This is a genomic window from Numidum massiliense, assembly GCF_001375555.1.
Taxonomy (GTDB): domain Bacteria; phylum Bacillota; class Bacilli; order Thermoactinomycetales; family Novibacillaceae; genus Numidum; species Numidum massiliense.
The window spans coordinates 2,725,080-2,745,055 of record NZ_CTDZ01000009.1 but is presented as its reverse complement, the minus strand read 5'-3'; the positions used below and the strand labels follow the sequence as shown (position 1 = coordinate 2,745,055).

Annotated in this window: 14 protein-coding genes and 1 riboswitch; of the genes, 11 read left to right on the top strand and 3 right to left on the bottom strand. The window is 47.5% G+C overall.

Annotated features, from left to right (window positions below; all coding sequences use genetic code 11):
* The first annotated feature begins 440 nt into the window (after window positions 1-440).
* From BN1247_RS17260 to BN1247_RS12845, 3 genes are all read left to right on the top strand, one after another.
* A complete protein-coding gene (locus tag BN1247_RS17260; RefSeq protein ID WP_074011161.1) occupies window positions 441-3,974 on the top strand; it encodes an MGH1-like glycoside hydrolase domain-containing protein in 3,534 nt (1,177 codons plus the stop codon).
* 387 nt (window positions 3,975-4,361) lie between these two features.
* Complete coding sequence (locus tag BN1247_RS12850) at window positions 4,362-5,234, top strand: hypothetical protein (protein ID WP_054950750.1); 873 nt, start codon at window positions 4,362-4,364, stop codon at window positions 5,232-5,234.
* Between the two features lie 122 nt (window positions 5,235-5,356).
* Window positions 5,357-6,226, top strand: coding sequence for a GIY-YIG nuclease family protein (locus BN1247_RS12845; protein WP_054951643.1), 870 nt, complete (start codon window positions 5,357-5,359; stop codon window positions 6,224-6,226).
* A gap of 124 nt (window positions 6,227-6,350) precedes the next feature.
* On the opposite strand, the gene BN1247_RS12840 is transcribed toward BN1247_RS12845, so the two are convergent.
* Window positions 6,351-7,241, bottom strand: a complete 891-nt coding sequence (locus BN1247_RS12840; RefSeq protein ID WP_054950749.1) for a tetratricopeptide repeat protein — start codon at window positions 7,239-7,241, stop codon at window positions 6,351-6,353.
* Window positions 7,242-7,337: 96 nt separating this feature from the next.
* Between BN1247_RS12840 and BN1247_RS12835 the strand changes: the two genes are divergently transcribed.
* From BN1247_RS12835 to BN1247_RS12805, 7 genes are all read left to right on the top strand, one after another.
* Window positions 7,338-7,769, top strand: coding sequence for a hypothetical protein (locus tag BN1247_RS12835; RefSeq protein WP_054950748.1), 432 nt, complete (start codon window positions 7,338-7,340; stop codon window positions 7,767-7,769).
* Window positions 7,770-8,732: 963 nt separating this feature from the next.
* Entirely contained in the window at window positions 8,733-10,553 is a 1,821-nt protein-coding gene (locus tag BN1247_RS17480) for an AAA domain-containing protein (protein ID WP_054950747.1), read from the top strand.
* 130 nt (window positions 10,554-10,683) lie between these two features.
* Entirely contained in the window at window positions 10,684-13,119 is a 2,436-nt protein-coding gene (locus tag BN1247_RS17475; RefSeq protein WP_054950746.1) for an AAA domain-containing protein, read from the top strand.
* Between the two features lie 266 nt (window positions 13,120-13,385).
* Complete coding sequence (locus BN1247_RS12820) at window positions 13,386-13,781, top strand: hypothetical protein (RefSeq protein ID WP_147675255.1); 396 nt, start codon at window positions 13,386-13,388, stop codon at window positions 13,779-13,781.
* A 214-nt stretch (window positions 13,782-13,995) separates the two neighbouring features.
* Window positions 13,996-14,754 (top strand): hypothetical protein, encoded by a 759-nt coding sequence (locus tag BN1247_RS12815; protein WP_054950744.1) that lies wholly within the window; start codon window positions 13,996-13,998, stop codon window positions 14,752-14,754.
* A 12-nt stretch (window positions 14,755-14,766) separates the two neighbouring features.
* The gene (locus BN1247_RS12810) at window positions 14,767-16,086 is read left to right on the top strand and encodes an Mbeg1-like protein (RefSeq protein WP_054950743.1); all 1,320 of its coding nucleotides are present in this window, start codon (window positions 14,767-14,769) and stop codon (window positions 16,084-16,086) included.
* A 1-nt stretch (window position 16,087) separates the two neighbouring features.
* Complete coding sequence (locus BN1247_RS12805) at window positions 16,088-16,408, top strand: hypothetical protein (RefSeq protein WP_054950742.1); 321 nt, start codon at window positions 16,088-16,090, stop codon at window positions 16,406-16,408.
* Window positions 16,409-16,732: 324 nt separating this feature from the next.
* On the opposite strand, the gene BN1247_RS12800 is transcribed toward BN1247_RS12805, so the two are convergent.
* On the bottom strand, window positions 16,733-17,359 hold the full coding sequence (locus BN1247_RS12800) for a queuosine precursor transporter (RefSeq protein WP_054950741.1): 627 nt from the start codon (window positions 17,357-17,359) through the stop codon (window positions 16,733-16,735).
* An 8-nt stretch (window positions 17,360-17,367) separates the two neighbouring features.
* Window positions 17,368-17,865, bottom strand: coding sequence for a preQ(1) synthase (gene queF / locus BN1247_RS12795; RefSeq protein ID WP_054950740.1), 498 nt, complete (start codon window positions 17,863-17,865; stop codon window positions 17,368-17,370).
* Between the two features lie 81 nt (window positions 17,866-17,946).
* Window positions 17,947-17,992, bottom strand: a riboswitch (PreQ1 riboswitch).
* Window positions 17,993-18,464: 472 nt separating this feature from the next.
* Here queF and BN1247_RS12790 point away from each other — a divergent pair.
* Window positions 18,465-19,775: an ISL3 family transposase gene (locus BN1247_RS12790; RefSeq protein ID WP_231633131.1), complete on the top strand. Its 1,311-nt coding sequence runs from the start codon at window positions 18,465-18,467 to the stop codon at window positions 19,773-19,775.
* Window positions 19,776-19,976: the final 201 nt, after the last annotated feature.

Below are 19,976 nucleotides of genomic sequence, written 5' to 3'. Positions count from 1 at the left end.
AAAGGCTCCGCAAGGTGGCGCCTAACGTTTAGTAAGAAATGTGTGCAAGGTTTTAAAGGCTCTGTGTGTGCAATGTGTGCGCACCAGGGCCTTTTTTCCTTGGTATGACAACCCTTTTGATACGTTGGCACACCTTTTGCTTGTTAAATTAGTGACATAGCAAACCCTGTCTTGCGCACCGAACAAAGCTATGCACAGTGAATTTACAGTAATACTTAAATAATTACAGTTTTACCGTAAATGTACGCCTAGAGAGGGGGAAAGGCGCTGGCGCTCGGCCTATTTCATTCTTTACTCGGGCGTCTTGCGACGGACCGCGCGCGTCGGATAGAGCGTGTTGTCCACAAAAGTGTTTGTTGTTATTCCACGCATAGGGTGCTATAAATAAGGTGCTGCTATAAAAAAGGACAGGACAATAAAAATACAATGGAGGAAGTAAAGTGAGAGGAAAGAAATGGTTAGTCGTCGTCACCATGATAGCGCTTCTGTTCACTTACGTCACGCCGTTTCAGGCGAATCCGGCTGTGGCGAAGGCAGCTTCCGCGAAGGAAGCTTCCGTTACTAAGGAAGATGCCGCTAAGAAAGTTTCCACTAAAGAAGCACTCGCTAACGTCTTAAACCCGTACGGCGTGCCAGAGGGCGCTTACCCCGGCGGCCACCACAAAATGAACACGTTCGTCGACTTGGGCGCGTGGCATGGCTATTCGCTCCCATCGAAGGAAGACAAAGACTTTTTCGGTGCCTTTGTCGGGCCGATTTACGTCGCCGAGGAATATCCTTGGTACCTCAGTAAAGCGTTCAACCAACTAGAAATTTTTGACGCAAAAACAGGGAAAAAGGTTGACCTCGCGCAAGACGCCAGCCCAGAACTGACCTATTACCCGGGAATGCTCAAGCAAGTGTACAAACTGAAAGACATGAACGTCGTTCTCGAGCTGCGCTATGCGACGAACCGCACCGCACTCGTTAAGACGGTCGTCGAAAACAAAACGGACAAGCCACTCACCTTGCAGATGGAGTGGAAAGGTGATCTGTTACGGTACAAAGAAGAGCCGATCAAAAGCGCGTACGACCTCGCTGCGACTGAAGACGGCGTGCGCGTCGACTTTAAAAAAGTGCGAAGCACATGGTCGTACTTCACGACGGATCAAGTGAAGTTCGAAGTAAAATATCCGGAAAAAGTGAAGACGGTCGTCGACGGAGACAGCTACACGACCGAACTGAATCAGCCGATTACCGTCGGTGCGAAAAAAGACCACGCGTTGTACACGACGCATAGCTACACGTTCACCGACAAAGAAAGAACGCAAGAACACGACAAAGTAAAAAGCATTTTTGCCCAACCGGAGAAGTACATTAAAGACACGGACAAACGTTGGGACGACTACGTCAAGCGCACGGTGAAAAAATCGTCGGACATTAACGACTACGACCGCGCCGCAGTGAAAGCGATGGAAACGCTCCTGACGAACTGGCGCAGTCCGGCCGGTAAATTGAAGCACGACGGTATCACGCCATCGTTTTCTTACGTTTGGTTTACGGGCGGATTTTGGGCTTGGGACACGTGGAAACAATCGGTAGGGGTCGTCAACTTCGATCCGGAACTGGCAAAGTCATCGATTCGCTCCATGTTTGATTACCAAATCACGAAAGACTCGCACCGTCCGCAAGACGACGGAATGATCATCGACTGCGTCTTCTACAACGACCAAGCAGACGGTGGTGGCAACTGGAACGAACGTAACTCGAAACCGGCCCTCGCCGCATGGTCCGTGTGGGAAGTGTACAAAGAGACCGGCGATAAAGACTTTATCGCAGAAATGTATCCGAAACTCGTCAAATACCACAACTGGTGGTACACGAACCGAGACCACGACGGCAACGGCATCGCCGAATACGGCGGCACGGTTGACGATTTAAACAACAGCAAAGAAGAAATCATTTTGGCTGCCGCGTGGGAAAGCGGTATGGACAACGCGCCGCGCTTTGACGTCAATTACGGCATCGAAGTGTTAGAAAACAAGGATCAAGACGGCAAGCTCCTCGGTTATTCGATTTCGCAAGAATCGGTTGACCTCAACGCCTACTTGTACGCGGAAAAACTGTATCTTGCCGACATGGCGAAATTGCTCAAACAAGATCAGGACGCAGCTAAATACGAAAAAGAAGCAAAGTATGTGCAAGATTACATCCAAAAGCACATGTATGACGAAAAAGAAGGCTTTTTCTTCGACGTCGACATAAAGACGAAGAAACCGTTAGTCGAACGCGGTAAAGGTGTGGAAGGCTTCATTCCGCTCTGGGCGAAAGCTGCAAGCAAAGAACAAGCGGAAGCCGTCAAAAACGCGGCAATGGACGAAAACAAATTTAACACGAAAATGCCGTTCCCGACTGCATCGAAAGACAACCCGCGTTATTCGCCGGATAAATACTGGCGAGGACCGGTTTGGATGGACCAAGCGTACTTCGGCGTTAAAGCACTCGACAACTACGGTTACAAAAAAGAAGCCGGTCAAATGGCGAAAAAGCTGTTTGACAGTGCCGAAGGTTTGCTAGGAGACGGTCCGATCCACGAGAACTACAACCCGGAAACTGGGGAAACGTTGCACGCGCGCAACTTTAGCTGGTCTTCCAGTGTCTTCTACTTGCTGTACAAAGACTTCGTCGCCGACATGACGACCCCTGTTCCACCGAAAGCGCCAAAAGCGCCCAAAGTGAACAACGTCTACAGCACGAGCAAGACGGTAAAAGGCCAAACGATCGCTAACGGTACCGTCACTGTCAAGGCTGGCAAAGCGGTACTCGGCACGGCCAAAGCGGACAAAAACGGCAACTTCAGCGTTACGATTAAGCCGCAAAAAACGGGTACAAAACTAACGGTCACCGTGAAAGACGCCAACGGTCTCGTCAGCAAAGCGACCACCGTCGTCGTCAAACAAGGTAAGTCAGAAGCCCCAGCAGCGCCGAAAGTAAAGACGGTGTACAGCACGACCAAAACGGTGAAAGGTGAAACGAGCGCTAACGCAACGGTAACGATCAAACGCGGTAACACGGTACTCGGCAAAGGTAAAGCGGACAAGAACGGCAACTTCACGATCATCATTAAGCCGCAAAAAACCGGCACGAAGCTTGCCTTCACCGCGAAGGGCACAAACGGCAAAGTGAGCAAGACGACTTACGTCACGGTGAAACAAGGTAAGTCAGAAGCCCCAGCAGCGCCGAAAGTAAAGACGGTGTACAGCACGACCAAAACGGTGAAAGGTGAAACGAGTGCTAACGCAACGGTAACGATCAAACGCGGTAACACGGTACTCGGCAAAGGTAAAGCGGACAAGAAGGGTAACTTCACGATTATCATTAAGCCGCAAAAAACCGGCACGAAGCTTGCCTTCACCGCGAAGGGGACAAACGGCAAAGTGAGCAAGACGACTTACGTCACGGTGAAACAAGGTAAGTCAGAAGCCCCAGCAGCGCCGAAAGTAAAGACGGTGTACAGCACGACCAAAACGGTGAAAGGTGAAACGAGCGCTAACGCAACGGTAACGATCAAACGCGGTAACACGGTACTCGGCAAAGGTAAAGCAGACAAGAATGGTAACTTCACGATCATCATTAAGCCGCAAAAAACCGGCACGAAGCTTGCCTTCACCGCGAAGGGCACAAACGGCAAAGTGAGCAAGACGACTTACGTCACGGTGAAACAAGGTAAGTCGGAAGCACTGGCGAAGCCGAAAGTAAACAACGTGTACAGCACGAGCAAGACGGTAAAAGGTAAAACGAGTGCTAATGCCACCGTCACGGTAAAACGCGGCAAAACCGTGCTCGGCAAAGCGAAAGCGAACAAGAGCGGCAACTTCAGCGTGAAGATCAAACGGCAAAAAACCGGTACGAAGTTAGCTGTATCGGCAAAGAACGCGAAAGGCAAAGTAAGCAAGACGACTTACGTCACGGTGAAAAAAGCGAAGAAAAAGTAGGGGGACAACCGTTAACGCACCGTGCAGTAACCTGAAAAGTGAATACGATGGATGACACTTACGTCAATAGTAGGTAAAACTTACGTCAAGCGGTTGTACCTACATCAACGGATAAAAACTTACGTCATTTAAACGCATGGAAGGATGCTTTGGCATCCAACCGTGCGTTTTTTTTGCGAGAACATGGGATTACCTTTTCACACTCAGGTTGCGAGTGAAGAGGTAACGGATGAAGAGATTGAGTGAAGAGATTGAGAGTGAGAACCATGGAATTTTTATTTACAAGTTTCGCGAACTTTTGTTCGCTGACCGGGTTTGACAGTATAGCCGTGCTACGCTAGAGACGTCATCACAGATCATACATACAAAATCATTGGAGGTATTCAAATGAAGAAGCTACTGTTAGTTGTTGTACTCGCCATGTTGAGCATGGCGCTGCTAGTCGCCTGCGGCGGCGACGGAACGCCGACATCAAAAGCAGACAAAGGCAAAAAAAAGGTTGAAGCGAGCGAAAAGGGCAGCACAGGGAAAGAGGAGCCCGTATCGGATGAGCCGTTATCGCCCGCTGAATTAAAGAAAATGTATGCCAACCCGGACGAGTATAAAGGTGCCCGCGTCCAGTTTGCGGCAAAAATTTTCGTCGAACCGGAACATCATAAGGGACAGATAGGTATCCAAGCGTATTTGGATCCGGATGAGTACGAACAGAACATCGTAATTTATAGTGACGATCCGGACATCGACGTGAACAACGGTGACATCATTTCCGTCACCGGAGTCGTGCAGGGTGAATTCAGTGGCGCCAACGCGTTCGGTGGGGACGTCACTGTACCAGCGATCGATGCTGAGCACATTGAAAAAACGGATTACGTTACAGCATTTGCCGAGGCCCAAAAAGAAGTCGACATTAACGACACGCAACACCAGCACGGTTACAAAGTAACCGTCGAAAAAATGGAGCTAGCAGAAAAAGAAACGCGTGTTTACTTAAGTATCACCAACGAGTCGAAAAACAAAATTGAGTTCTATGACTTTAATACTAAGCTCGTCGCCGACAATAAACAGCATGAGATAGTAGATACATTGAATGACGATTACCCACAGGTGCAGTCGGAAATTTTACCCGGCGTTACATCGGAAGGCGTGCTCGTGTTTCCGAAACTTGATAGCGAACAGGGTAAAGTGACGCTGTATTTGGAAGGGTCATCGGACAATTATGAACTCGACTTCGAACCGTTCCAGTTTGAGATTAAGTATTGATATAATACACATCAAGGGATCGTAAGACAAGGGAACGTAAGACACGGATTCAAAGAAGTGGACGATCAACAGCCTCCTGTGTCACACGTGATGCGGGAGGCTTGTGTAGAAGGGATGGTATGATGAAGGAGAAACCCGTAGGGAAAACGATTCAAATTTTCATGCCCGACGGTTCGCCTACAAGTATTAAAATCGCTGAAATTACGACGCGTATTGTACAACTACTGTTGATTCCTCGTAATAAGTTACAGGAAATGGGCTTGCGTCAAGAGGCAAAAACGGTCGGCCTTTACTTTTTGTTTGGAAAGGGTGATGCTGACAGCAAACCATATGTTTATATTGGTGAAGCGGAAAATTGCTATGAGCGTCTTAAACAGCACCATCAAGATCCGGATAAGGATTTCTGGAATGTGGCCGTAGTTGTCGTTTCAAAAACGGAAAGTTTTACAAAGGGGCATGTAAAATACTTGGAGGCGTATTGTTACTGTAAAGCAGTTGACACAGGGCGTTATCAAGTAAAAAATAGTCAGAAGCCAACGGAACCATTTTTGCCAGAACATATGGTTGTCGACTTAATCGACACGTTTGAAACGATGAAAGTACTACTATCCGCTTTAGGTTATCCGGTATTTGAAGAAGTCTCGAGTGAACGGGAGAAGGACATTTTTTACTGCCGTGTGAGAGACGCAAATGCCCGAGGTGAGTATACCGATGAAGGATTTGTCGTTTTTAAAGGATCGATTTGTAACCCTACCGTTTCACCTGCAACTAGCGCGTGGATTAAAAAAATGAGAGGCGAGTTGTTAGATAACGGTACGCTCGTTGCAGACGGAAACGGTGTCGTTACCTTTACGGGGGATTACATATTTAGTTCGCCAAGTGCCGCTGCAGCTGCCGTGTTAGGGAGGACAAATAACGGATGGATGGAGTGGAAAGACGCTTCCGGGCAGACGCTGGATCAGCGGAAAAGGCGTACAACTGAGCAAAGGTGAACTGGGTGAAATCATGGCCGATGGCATTTGTCTAATTGGTGGATCAGCGCGTTGGATCATGTTGTTAAGTCAAGTATCGGCCATGTACTACATTTTGCTTAGAACAATTTACTTTTATCTGTAACTATTGTACTTCGATAAGAGGCGCACCAGTAACCTTCGCGACCTTCCACTTTGCCATAATAAAGAGGAATTCCTTCTTTTTGTCGGGCAACATCCGTTTATCCGCCAAGTCGATCCCTTCGCGGCAAAGCTCTTCCACTTCGGCGCTGTCCGTTTCGAGGGCGATGTTTGCTTTCAGTATCAGCAACTGTAAATACTCCGATGTGAGGCGGATCTTCTTGGCAAAGTTCGTGGCACGATTGACGTATTCTGCTGCCTTCTCGTACTCTTGCTGTTTGTAAAACACTTCCCCGTACGAGATGTACAACGTTGCACGCACGTTATCATCTTTCGTTCTCGGACATAGTTCATTCACGATGTCGTATGCATGCAAACTTTTGTCATACTTTTGCTGGCGATAGTATGTGTCACCCAAGTTTAAGTATAAAATACTCGCGAGCTGCCAATCTGGGTGATACGCTTCCGACATCCGGATCGCTTTACGAAAGCATCGAATAGCTCTGTCATGCATACGTTGCCTTTTGAAAACAAAGCCTTCTAAATTGTATGACAAAATAAGCATCCTTATGTCACCGGTCTGCTCACATGCTTTTTGTGCCTCGGCAACGTATTTATAGGCCGGGGCATAGCGTTCCAAGTGGAAGAAGTAATTCGCCTTGTCGTACAACATTTGACCCGGTAAATGTGCTAGATCGCCACCTTCTTGGAAAGCGGCTAATGCTATATCGACTTGCTCGATCGCTTGCTCATAATCTTGATCGCCGTAAAACGCGCAAAGCGACAAAAAGTGATACACTTCCGCTTCTAAGTTCGTTTGTGGATCGATACCCTCTTCTTTAAACAGTCGCAATGCATTCGTCAATGAGCGCTTAGCACGATCCCATTGACTCAAGGCCGGTTTCTCACGTGATAGTATAACCAGGGTATTAGAGCAGCAATATAAAATGCTCGATAAACTAGGAGTGAAATATGAAAGGTTGGATTTTTAATGAATTTATTCACAGACTTAAGCAGCAAATTTAGTGTGGATGCTAAACAACCTCCTTGTACGGGGAAGGAAATTGCGGACTTGAAGAGGTTTTCCTCAATAGTTGTCCCTACGGACTATTTTGATATTGTTCGTCAAGCTACAGAGGTGGAAATTAATGTTGATAATAAAAAGTATATACGTATCTGGGGACCGTTAGGATGTATTGAAATGAATAAGGCGTACAATATCCAAGAATTCATTCCGGAATCTTTAGCGATCGGCGATGATGAAGGCGGAGGCGTATTGATGTATCTAAATGGATCAAGAGGATTCGGCCTCTATATAACGGATTTTGGTAATCTAGATGTTGATGATGCTGTAATGATTGCCCCGAACTTACATTCCCTTTTTGTTGAAAACATAGGGGTAGATCGTTTCTTAGATTACTAACGGTGCGGAATACCCATATTGGCTTGTTTATGCAGGTTAATCGCCACGGAGGATCAATAATCTTTTGGAGATACGTGATGCTCCTTATTTTTACTAACCGAACCTTGATAGACTTCATTCGTCCTAGGTTTGGTTATTTCGCCTTCGCACAACTGACATCCCAAAGAGAAGGCAGCCCACTACATCGATGACATTTTCCCCCAACTGCACCAGCTGCCGATTGCCACCAAGCCGATCGAACCTTACGAAGAAGCTGTGACCCGTATCCAGCAGTTCGTCTACGACCACCAAATCCCGACATTCAACCGAAATTAACAAGATCCATCCGACCAATCGGACGAGAACGCCGGAAGGTGTCGGCGAGTTCGGAGTGGATGGTTTAGAAGTGGAAGCGGTTAATGGCGAGGGAGAGGTGGGCGACGCTTCGATCCTCGAGAGTATTCTTGCCGGGATAAATGTTAGGCTTACCACCATATGATTATCAATGGGGTCACATTACATCGGTATTTGCATAGAAAGGGGTGCGTAAGTAGTATTGTCATTAGATACAATTAGCTTGTTTTTTCTATTTCAACACTGGGGTAAATAAACTTTGGAGACATATAGTGATCCTTTATTAACCCATTTATTACCAGTTGAACTTTGATAGGCATGCTCAAAGGTTCGGTTATTTCATTTCTACTAAAACCCAATAAGAGAAATTGTCCATATACGCCAATCTCCTCTAGAACACGCCGCAACCCCCCTGAAGTTGTTGCACACGGAATCGACTTCCCACCGTAGTGTGTAACAATTCGATACATCTAGTAATTGGGAAGTAGCATTAACGGCATCTATGATAACGCCCCAAATGCGTATATGATTATATAAGCAGATTTAGCCTATTTTTCTCACCAAAACCGCAACTACATACTTATCCGAATATATGTTTGCTGACCGATGTGGACATAAGAGTGTGGTAAAATGTTCGTTGGTAAGAAGAACATTGAGGTGAAAGACGTGCAAGACCTAAGAAGCAAGACGGAACAACTGTTTGCATACTTGTCCGCCCTACATGAAATGAAATCCCCGCCGATCCGAGACTATAAATCGTATGAAAAGCACTGGGCGACGGTAGATTTTCCGTTTGGGACGGGGTGCTATTTGTTTGGCGAGGGGGATCGCGGGGATGCTTGGCTCGAAGTACATAAGCAAAAAATCGATCCGCCGCCACAACCGAGCCCGCTCATCCGCACCTGGCTCAAAGACGACAGCTTTCGCGATCCGAGCGCCTCGCCCCAATTTAAAAAAGAAAAGCTCGTGCAAAGCGTTACTCGAGCGGCAAACGGTGAAAAGGAAGTCGTCACCGTCTACTTTGGCGATGACCCGAAGCGGGTACAGGTGGCGAAACAGTGGCTGCAAGAGTGGCGCGCCTGGGCCAAGGAGACGAAGCATAAACAAAGCGTGCAGAGGTTGTACGGGCAACTGTTTAATATGTACCAGCGGTTTGAACGCGAAGGGGAGTTGCTCGAGCTCGCCTTTGGCCACGGGTTGCTCACGCTGTCCCACGCCCCCGAAGACGTGTACCGCCCCGTGCTCGTCACGCCGTGTGATTTAAGGTTCGACCCGGAAAAAGGTGTGTTTTACGTGATCCCGACGCAAAAGGGCACGCTTGTCGAAACAGACATGCTGACAGGCATTCACGAGCTAAAATTAGATCACATGGAGGCGTTGAAGCGTCAATATGAGGAGGACAGGGGATTAGACCCGCTAGACCAAGAGAGTGCAAGCGCTTTTTATAAAGCGTTTGTGCAGTCGATGCACGCCGACGGGCAATACAAGGAAACGATCGATGCAAAACTCCCTGTGCAGACGGTTCCGATCATTTACAACGAGTCGGTGCTGTTCATGCGTCGCCGTGGACTGCAATTGTTGCGGGAAGACTTAAACCGTACCGTGGAATTGATCAAAAGCGGGGACATTGACGCTTCGAAGACGATCAAAGTGCTTCTCAGCGAGGATGAAAGGGTTACCACCTTGTCCCCCGAGGACCAACACGCGTGGAAAAGCGTCGCCGAGGACGTCTATTTTCCGCTTCCAGCCAACGAGGAGCAGCGCGACATCGTGCGCCGCGTGTCGGGCAGTATCGGCGTCACCGTACAAGGGCCGCCGGGGACGGGCAAAAGCCACACGATCGCGAACTTAATCGCCAACTTTTTGGCACACGGCAAACGCGTCCTCGTGACAAGTCAGACGGAGAAGGCGCTAGCGGTGCTCGCCGACAAAATTCCAGAGAACATTCGCGCCCTCTGCGTGTCCTATTTAGGTGGCGACGGACAGTCGATCAAGCAAATCGAAGGAGCGATTAATCAAATCTCGGAAAAAATGGGTACGCTCGATACGGAGCGGCTTGCGACTTACATCGCACGCGACCGTAACGAGCTACACGACGCACGCCGCGACATCCAAGAGCAAAAAACGTTGCTGAAAGAGTGGGCGGAGAAAGAAAACGACTCCTGCCGCTGGTACAACCAAACGCTTAAACCACTCGAAGCGGCACACATTTTGCGGAACGCGAGCGTCGACCATTCCTGGCTGCGCGATGAGGTCGAATTGAACGCCCCGTTTCCACTTGCCGCACAGGAGATGAAGGAATTGTGGGCGCTGCGCGACGCGTTACAGCCAGCGGACGTTTTTTTGCGCGAAGCGACGTTGCCCCAAGCCGACGACTTGTTGACGGTAGAGCAGTTTAACGAATGGGTGAACGATTTTGAGACACTAAGCGAACGGGTGAAACAAACGTAGGATCTCATCCAATCGTATAAGTTGCCGCGCGAGGAACCGTTTTGCCGCGAGGCGACGGAACGGTTGGCGCACATTACCCTCCAGCGGACTGTGTGGGAGAGCTCTTTTTTTACAGTATGTCGTCGAAGACATGCTCGCCGGCGGAGATTATGCGGAGAAGTGGCGCCTGTTCAAGGCAGACATCGAAGAGCGCCTAACCCGCATTCACGCTTATGAGCGGGAGACAGTCCAGTACAGCATTGACTTGCCGGATCGACCGCGGTATGAACTGAAAACGCACTTAACCCAGTTGCGAGAACAGTACCGCGCAGACAAGCCGGGGGCGATGTTTTGGCTGTTTAAAGGGCGAAAAATCAAGTACTTGAAGGATGCGCCGATCGTCAATGGCCAGCCGTTCCAAAACGCTGAGGAAGTGAACGCGGCGCTAAACGATGTGTTGATGCGGGAAGAGACGGAGACGCTACTTACTGTCTGGCACAAGTTCGTGGCCGACGTAGAGGGGCCAACATTCCGTGCCGACGAACCGCGCCTTCTCGTGCGCATACAGCAAATGCTTCAAGACATCGACACGACACTCGCTTTAGCTGCGTCGATCGAGGAGTTACGAACATTGGCGAGCGGCAGCAACCTTAACTTACCAGGCAGCTTCAAGTGGCATCGACTAGGCGATCTGGAACAGCTGCAGCGTGCCGTAACGGCGTTAGGTGACGACTTGCGCTTCACCGCCTTGCGCGAAGCGAGCCAAGAGACGTTCGACCGCTTACAGCTCGCAAGCCAACAAGACCATGCACACCCACTGTGGCAAAAGTTTTCGCACGCCTATAAAGAACGCAGCGTCGCCACGTGGAACAAGCTACACGAGACGTTGGCGGAACAGACGGCAACGCAGCGAGATGTGCAGCGCTTTTTTGACCTACTGGAAAAGTTAAGTGAAACCGCGCCACTGTTAGAGGAAGATGTGCGGCAGTCCCTCGGCGAAGCGTGGGCATTTCCCGTCGACTACACTGAGGCGTGGCAATACAAACAGCTGGCGACGTGGATGGCGCAGCTCGACCGCTACCGGCCGGAAAAGATTCAACAGCGCATTGTCGAATTGCGTAAACGAGAGCAAGAACTCGTCGAGCAGATTGTGGCTGACTTAACGTGGAAACAGCAAATCGAACAAATATCCGAAGGCGAAAAACGGTCGCTGCAAGCGTGGAAGCAAAAAATCAAACGGATCGGGAAAGGGATCGGCCGCTATGCCGACAAGTACCGCAAGCAGGCGCGCCGCGAAATGGCCGGGGCACAAACGGCGATCCCCGTGTGGATTATGCCGATCAACCGCGTCATCGAAAACTTTGCTGTCGACGGCAAAAAGTTCGACGTCGTCATCGTCGACGAAAGCAGTCAGTGCGACATTTTTTCCTTACTCGTGCTGATGCGGGCGGAAAAAGCGGTCATCGTCGGCGACGACGAACAAATTAGCCCGTACGCTGTCGGTGTCAATCAGGAGGAAGTGAACGAATTGAACCGGCGCTTCCTGCAAAATATCCCGCGCCGCGACATTTTGGACATGAAAACGTCGCTGTTCGAGCTATCCGATCAAATTTTTCCGAAAAACGCGCGTCTCATGTTGAAAGAGCACTTCCGCTCCGTGCCGGAGATTATCCAGTTCTCCAACGACTTGTGCTACGACGGCAGCATGATCCCGTTGCGCTTGCCGAACGCCGCCGAACGGGTCGATAACCCCGTTGTCGCTAAGCGCGTGCCCGGCTACTGTGAGCAAGGAAAGACGATCAACGTCGTCGAAGCGGAAGCGATCGCTGCCGACATAGAGGCGATGATTGCCGATAGCCGTTACGACGGTCAGTCGATGGGCATTATTTCCTTGCAAGGCAACGACCAGGCGAAAGTAATCGAGGAAAAAGTGCGCGAGGCGATCGGCGAAGCGGAAATGGTGAAGCGCCACATCATTTGTGGCGACGCCTACGCCTTCCAAGGGGACGAGCGCGACATCATATTCATGTCCCTCGTCGTCGCCGACAACCGGAGGTTTCGCGCTATGACTGACGTCAAGTCACGCCAACGGTTCAACGTCGCCGCTAGCCGCGCACGTAACCAAATGAGCCTGTATCACTCAGTGACGCTGGACGATTTGAACCCAAAAGACATGCGCTACCGGCTGCTCAACTACTGTCAGCATCCGACCCGCTCACTGGAAGCGTACGAAGACGTCGCCGTCATGCTGGAATCGCCCTTTGAAAAAGAAGTGGCGCGCCGCATCATCGCCCGCGGCTACCACGTGACGCCCCAGCTCAAAGTCGGTAAGTACCGCATCGACATGGTCGTGGAAGGACTGCACAACCGGCTGGCGGTGGAGTGCGACGGCGACCGCTGGCACGGCATCGAACGGTGGGCGGAAGACAATGAGCGCCAGTATGTGTTGGAACGGGCCGGATGGACTTTTTGGCGCGTGCGCGGATCGGCGTTTTACCGCGATCCGGACGCCGCGATGGCCTCGCTGTGGCGGCAGTTGGACGAGATGAGAATCGAGCCGGCAAGGGTACAGGCGACGGTGGGGTGAACACGCAAGAGTAAGTGCGACGGTTTTCTTTCATACTCATGCTACGCCGCATGACCCAGACGTTTCGCGATAGGGCACTTCAAAGCCTGTCGTAGTGCCGCCGACCAACAAAACGCCCCGAATGGGACGTCTAACCAAGACTGACCACCCGGCACCGAACGCACAGATTCAATCGTCATGTTTTTTCTGTACGATAGCATATTGAAGTTTTAGATGATAATAAATCCTCTCTATTCGGAGGGGATTAAATGAACGGAGGAACTAAAATGGATAAAAAAAACAGGTCAAAAGACGTTTACGTTGTTGGTGGCTTTTTAGCTATTTCTATCGTCGTTTTGATCGGCGCTGCAATATACGCTATCTTCTTTAATGATTCCTATGAGAGCGAAAGCACTTATGATGAGGAAGAAGAACTATGGACAAAGAGCCCAGGCAGTACCTACGGCAAGGATTGGGCGTACATGACGGACGATCAGAAAGAATATGTGGTCGACAAGATTATATCGGCTTGGAAAAGAGATGGTTACTCCGTTCAAGCCGGCGCCCTCTACTTTATAGAAGCCTTGAATAGCTTTTATGGCGACCCTACTACGGACAGCATGTCTGTAGCAAAAGCAATCAGCCAAATCGGCGTGATGGGCGGAGTGCTGAAAAAACAATGATTGTACCCCTCCGAAATGGAGGGGTTATTTTTCAAAAATGTATGACAGATATGTTGCATTGATATGGTGAATAATTTATAATATTGGCCAAGAGGATAGGAACGGATAACGACTAGTCGAGGCAAAAGAGCTATTGACGTACCTAACGTCTCAAAAGGCGTACACTCACACAAAATGTTAGCGCATTCGTCCACGTGGAGGGGAGGTCGCACACTTGTCGAAGTCGAAACAAGTAATGATCGTCATCATTGCCATCATCGTCATTGGGGGGACAATAACAATGGTCAATGCGTATAGGGAGAAGAACTTTGTGGAACTTAATCGGGAGAAGATTGAAGAACGTGTGCGACATTATGTCAAGCGATATAAGCTTGACCCGGATAAGCTAGACATTGTAGAAATAGGTGACCCTTTTACGTTGCCTAGGGGAGAGAAGTTTTTTAGCATTTATATCAAATACTATGGTCATCCGTATTTATCCATGGCACTAAACGGTGATCCGGAAACGCTAGCTATTAAAGAGCATCAGGAATACATAGCTGTTAAAATCTTTAATGAGTTGTATTTGGAGGAAAGGTACGATGAATTTAAACCGGTGATTGATTATTTAGAAGGTCTGGGAATAATCGACCCGCTCCGGCCGGAAAACACAAAGGTCAAGTATTTCCAGACTAGTGTTGGATTAGATACTGAGATTAGCAGTGATCTGAAAGATGCTCTTCGAGATAGCGATGAGTCATTTGATAAGCTAAGGAAATATATTAAGGACAACAAAGATAAAATCAGTCGATTGGATACAGAAATGGATATTGTAGGTAGGAAGGAAGGGATTGATGATCAACAGGCTAGTGAAATTAAGAAGCAACTAATAACAATGCTCCCAAAATCAAATTATCATGTGCAACTAGGAGTTCGTGATCCAAATAATGGTGTGGCAAAAGAAGGTCTGTTTACTTACTTGGAGATAGAGTGAGGTGGATAAAAAGTGACTAAACGCTTTACACAAGCTGACTACCAGCTCATTGCCATGGATATTAGTTATTTTGCAGAAAAAAGGGTTAACCGGGTTGGAAACGAATTTTATGAAGAAGATCTTTATCGAGCAATGGAGGAGGAATATCATAAATGGCTAAACGATAAGACAATTCAGTTTGTCGAGGGAGTCCCCCAGTACTCCAAGGAAAAAGTCACAATAGAGAACTATCGCGGTGGTGCCATTGAAAAAGAAACAGGCTTTCACATGAATGCGATTACTAAGGGTAGTCCAGACAATCCAGATCAGATCGTTATCACCTTTCCGGGAACAGATTTTAGTGATGTTGAAGATGCGCAGCAAACTATTGGTCGTCAGGGCATTCGAACAGTCGACTACAGCCAACAGGCACTTGATTACGTCGAGGAAGTCAAACGAAAGTATCCTAAAGCAGAAATCACTGTAACTGGGCATTCAATGTCGGGAAAGCTCGCTATACAGATAGGAATTGTACATCCGGATGTCGAAGTGTATGCGTTTAATCCGACGGCAATCGACAGGAAGTACTCTAAGAAGATGGATGGAAAAACATACGATAATATTAATATGTTCATTTTTGATAAAGAAATTGCGCGTAATGAACGGGCTTTCCAGTACGCTTTAATGTTTAGGACTACTGGAAGACTGCCGTTTAACACCTACCATGTGGACTCAAAAGGATCCATAAAAGCAAATCCTTTTATGAAAGAGAAGTGGTTAGAGGACCATCTACATGGAATACGGAATCGAAAGCATGCTGGGCCAATTGAACAACATTCTACTGGGGGATTTCGCGGTGTTGACGGCCGGTTATGGGATGTTTATAGCATTACCCCAATTGATTTTGCTGCTGGTAGCGATGGAACAAAACCAATAAAGTTTGACAAGGAACGTTATCAACATTTTGCCAATGTCCTTAAACATGAGATTGCTCCATATTTCCGTCGAGCGATGGATTTACTAGGACAAATGGAAGAAGATCTTCACAAGAGCATTAAGTCAGTCATCGATCGAGCAGAAACAGATATTGAGCAATTGCCAATGGAGTCGGAAGATATAAAGAATAGCGATCCGAGAATTGGTGCGGTTGAATCGTTGAGGACAGAGCGCTTTAAGAGGGGCAAATACCGTTGTTACGATCAAGAAAAATTGTCGAGGTTATTAGATGCACTTGACGGCGTATACCAGAGAATGATGGAAGTAACTGATGTAATAATGGAAACGTCTAATGACTTTGAGGTGCGAGAGATGACACTTGCACAGGCGATGTCTGCCTACAAGGGGGAATATTGACATGGCAACAAATTACCCTTTTTTGGATCCAGACTTTCAGCAATATATGAAAGTACATAGACCTATAGGGGAAATACTGGGAAAAGAAAGAGAAGAGATTCAAACGCTGAGTAGCGATGCAAAAGCAGAAGATGAAACAAATCAAAAGACCGTCCTCCAAATGTATCTCATTGAGATTATGTTATGGAATATGGGAGAGGAAGTACGTTTCTTTTTGGGTGGCGACTATAGCGAAGCTGTTGGGAATCAAATGCTCCAATTAAGAAGGGATGTATTTGAGGCCAACAGTATGTGGGAGTCTTTTCGTAAGACGTTCAAGTAGCGGCTGTTTAGGTGTCACCATTTCGCAATGGCGGAGACCTAACGATTTTCTTCGTCCCTAAATTGTTTGATACATTGATTGCGGGAATGTCGGTATTCCTGCAATTTGAAGGCTGACAAGCCTTTTTTGTTCTGCAGATTTTATACGTTTTTCTGCAAAACTATGTAATCCTATTTTGCACTAAACAAAGGGCGTAAACTGAAGTATTGTGAACGCATTCACCAGCAATTAAGGAGAACCTCGCGGAAATTCTCCCAAAATCAAATTATGATGTGGAAATTGGCGTTAGGGATCCAAATACTGGGGTAGAAAAAGAAGGCTTATTTACTTACTTGGAAATAAAGTAGCCACGTCCATCCTTCGCGCCCACCTCACCAATAAGTAGGCCAAAGGCGTGTCAAGAAGTGCGATACAAAACTTAAAGGCGTACTGCGTCACGATCATACCGAACAAAACATTCACCGGGACGGTTCCCAAAAAAGCAATCGTAATGAAGAGCGTCGTGTCGATGAATTGGCTGGTCATTGTCGACACGTTGTTACGTAACCAAAGCTTCTTCGTGCCGTGTTTTGCCTTCAGACGGTGAAAAATGGTCACATCCACGTTTTGGCTAGCAAAATAGGAAATTAAGCTTGCCAGTATGACTCGGAAGCTGCCTCCCAAGATGTTTTCGAATTCGGTTTGCCGCTCAAACAGGGGGGCTGCAGGAAGCGTGATGGCAATAAAAATGAACACCAAGGCAAAGATTTGGGTGATGAAGCCGGCCTGGACTGTCTTTCTGGCCGCTTCTTTTCCGTACACTTCACCGATGACATCGGTAATCAAGAAAGTCCCGACGTACACAATGACCGCGGCTGGCAAAATAAACGGGCCAACTTGAAATAATTTCACACCAAGAATATTCGAGATTAATAACAGCCCCACGAACAAAGCATTTAAATAAATAAACATAAGCTACCTCAACGATTATCTATTTTCTCAGGGTACAGATCGTGCTGCATCAAGCGCTGTTCCGCCATTTTTTCATATTTCGTTCCTGGCTTCCCGTAATTACAGTACGGATCAATCGAAATGCCACCGCGCGGCGTAAATTTCCCCCACACTTCAATGTAGCGTGGGTCCATCAGTTCGATGAGATCATTCATAATCATATTGACGCTGTCCTCGTGAAAACCGCCGTAGTTCCGATAACTGAACAAATAAAGCTTGAGCGATTTGCTCTCGACCATTTTTTGATCGGGGATGTAACTAATATATATCGTTGCAAAGTCTGGCTGCCCCGTTTTTGGACATAACGTCGTAAACTCCGGACAGTTGAACTTAACAAAATAGTCTCTGTCGGGATAGTTGTTGTCGAACGCCTCCAATACTTCGGGTGCATAATCAAACGCATACGTTGTCGCTTGGTTACCTAAAGAAGATAGACTCGTTAGTTCGTCCTCTTTTCTTCCGGCCATTCCAATACCTCCTAATTGCTGGTAAAAAGCAAAAAAACCATGGCCTAAGGCACATGGTTTATCTTTCCGCGCTAATGCAACCTGTCCTTAGTTTTTTATAGAGGGTTAAGCTAAGAACCTCTTCCGTTAATAACGCCATTATAAACGGTCAATGTTCGGCTATTTTGCATGCTTTATTATATAGGGGGAGTAAGGGGGTGTCAAGATCGTGTCGTTACTTAAGCTTTTTGCGCTGTACCACGTTTTGTCCAAAGCCTCCGCACGCCATTTAGCGTGGTGAGGCTTAGTGCTTTGTGTCATGATGGCGATGGCGATTGGCCGGGTAAAAAAAACACCAGGAGGATAAAATACGCAACCTTGTGGCTGCCGCGTAGATTCCCTTCACAATCCGCAGTGCCTAAAGGACACAAGAATAAAATAACGTAATAGGTAATCAATAAAATATAATTAGATTTTGTGCGAACATCCGTTCTGATAAGTTTGTTATGATATAATCATGACATAGCTTTGGAAGTGATGAATGGCAAGCTATATAAATTAACGGCATTAAAGAATTATAAGGTCCTTCTGTATTTATAAAAGCCTCCTCGCTAAAGCTGATGGGTATTGCTGATTCCAAAGTTGTCCATACTGCTAAAAAAGATAGAAAAGGCGGTATGGTTACTATGTGGATCACATCAGAGAATACCACGTTAATTAAGCTATTGCAGTCGGCGCTCTTAATCGAAAAACCTTGGGAATTAACAGTCATGGCGTACGACGAAGAACAGGAACAATGGAACCTGTATCTCGATTTCCCTCGTGGTGCCGAATTTCCATGTCCAACGTGTGGAACCCCCTCCAAAGCATACGATGTTTCTTCAAAATCATGGCGGCACTTAGATTTTTGGGAGTGGAAAACGTATGTCCATGCCCGTGTCCCTCGTGTAACCTGTCGTCAATGTCATAAGGTCATCACTGTACACGTCAGCTGGTCTCGACCCTCATCCCATTTTACCTGGCATTTCGAATCCTACGCGATGCGCCTAATGTCGGAAATGCCAGTGAAGGCTGCCTCTCGTGAACTACGTGAACATGACACGCGGTTATGGCGCATTTTTCGCCATTACGTGGAAAGAGCCATGGAGGAACTTGACCTGTCTAATGTAAAGCGTGTCGCGATAGACGAAACGTCCTCTCGTAAAGGTCACCAGTACATCACCTTGTTTGTGGATGCGGATCGTAAACTGGTTCTATTTGCTGTCGAAGGAAAGGGCTCGGAGACGATCCATCGCTTTCGAGAGCACTTATCCAGCAACGGGGTAGATGCAGATCAAATCGCTGAAATGTGCTGTGACATGTCCCCCGCTTTTATTAGGGGGATTCAGGACGCCTTTCCGCACGCCCAGATCACATTCGACAAGTTTCATGTGATGAAAATGGTTAACGAGGCAGTCGACGACGTCCGAAAGGAAGAGCAAAAACAGACGCCGGAGTTACATAAAACCAAATATATTTGGCTTAAGAACGAAGATATGTTAACCAACGATCAAAAGAAAACACTCGAGCGATTAAAAGATGGTAACCTTAAAACGGGGCGGGCGTATCGAATGAAACTGGCTTTACAGGATTTATGGCAGGTTAACCAACTCTTTGCCGACATTTTCTTAGATGAATGGTTAGGCTGGGCAACACGCTCGCAATTACCCCCATTTATACGTGTCTCAAAGACGATAAAGAAACATAAGGAGGGTATTTTGCGCTGGTTTACAACACGTATGACTAACGGTCTTTTAGAAGGTCTCAATAGCCTTATACAGGCGGCAAAGCGAAGGGCACGTGGTTACCGTAATCCCCAAAATCTCATTCATATGGTGTACATGACTGCAAACAAGTTGTACATTCGGGCTTGCGCGTCGAGGCAAGCATAACTAGCCTTTCCGCTTAGCTGCCCCATCTCATAGACGAAAGCAGGAGTCAAGCGCTTTTCTTGACGGCTGCTTTCGTCTATGAGAACCTTTTAAGCGCGAAAAGGCTCCCATGGTTTACCCATGAGAAAGAGCGAAGAGCCCCCTTTAGTCAACTATTCACACTTGACTTTAAAAATAAAGCGGTAATTATGGTACATAACA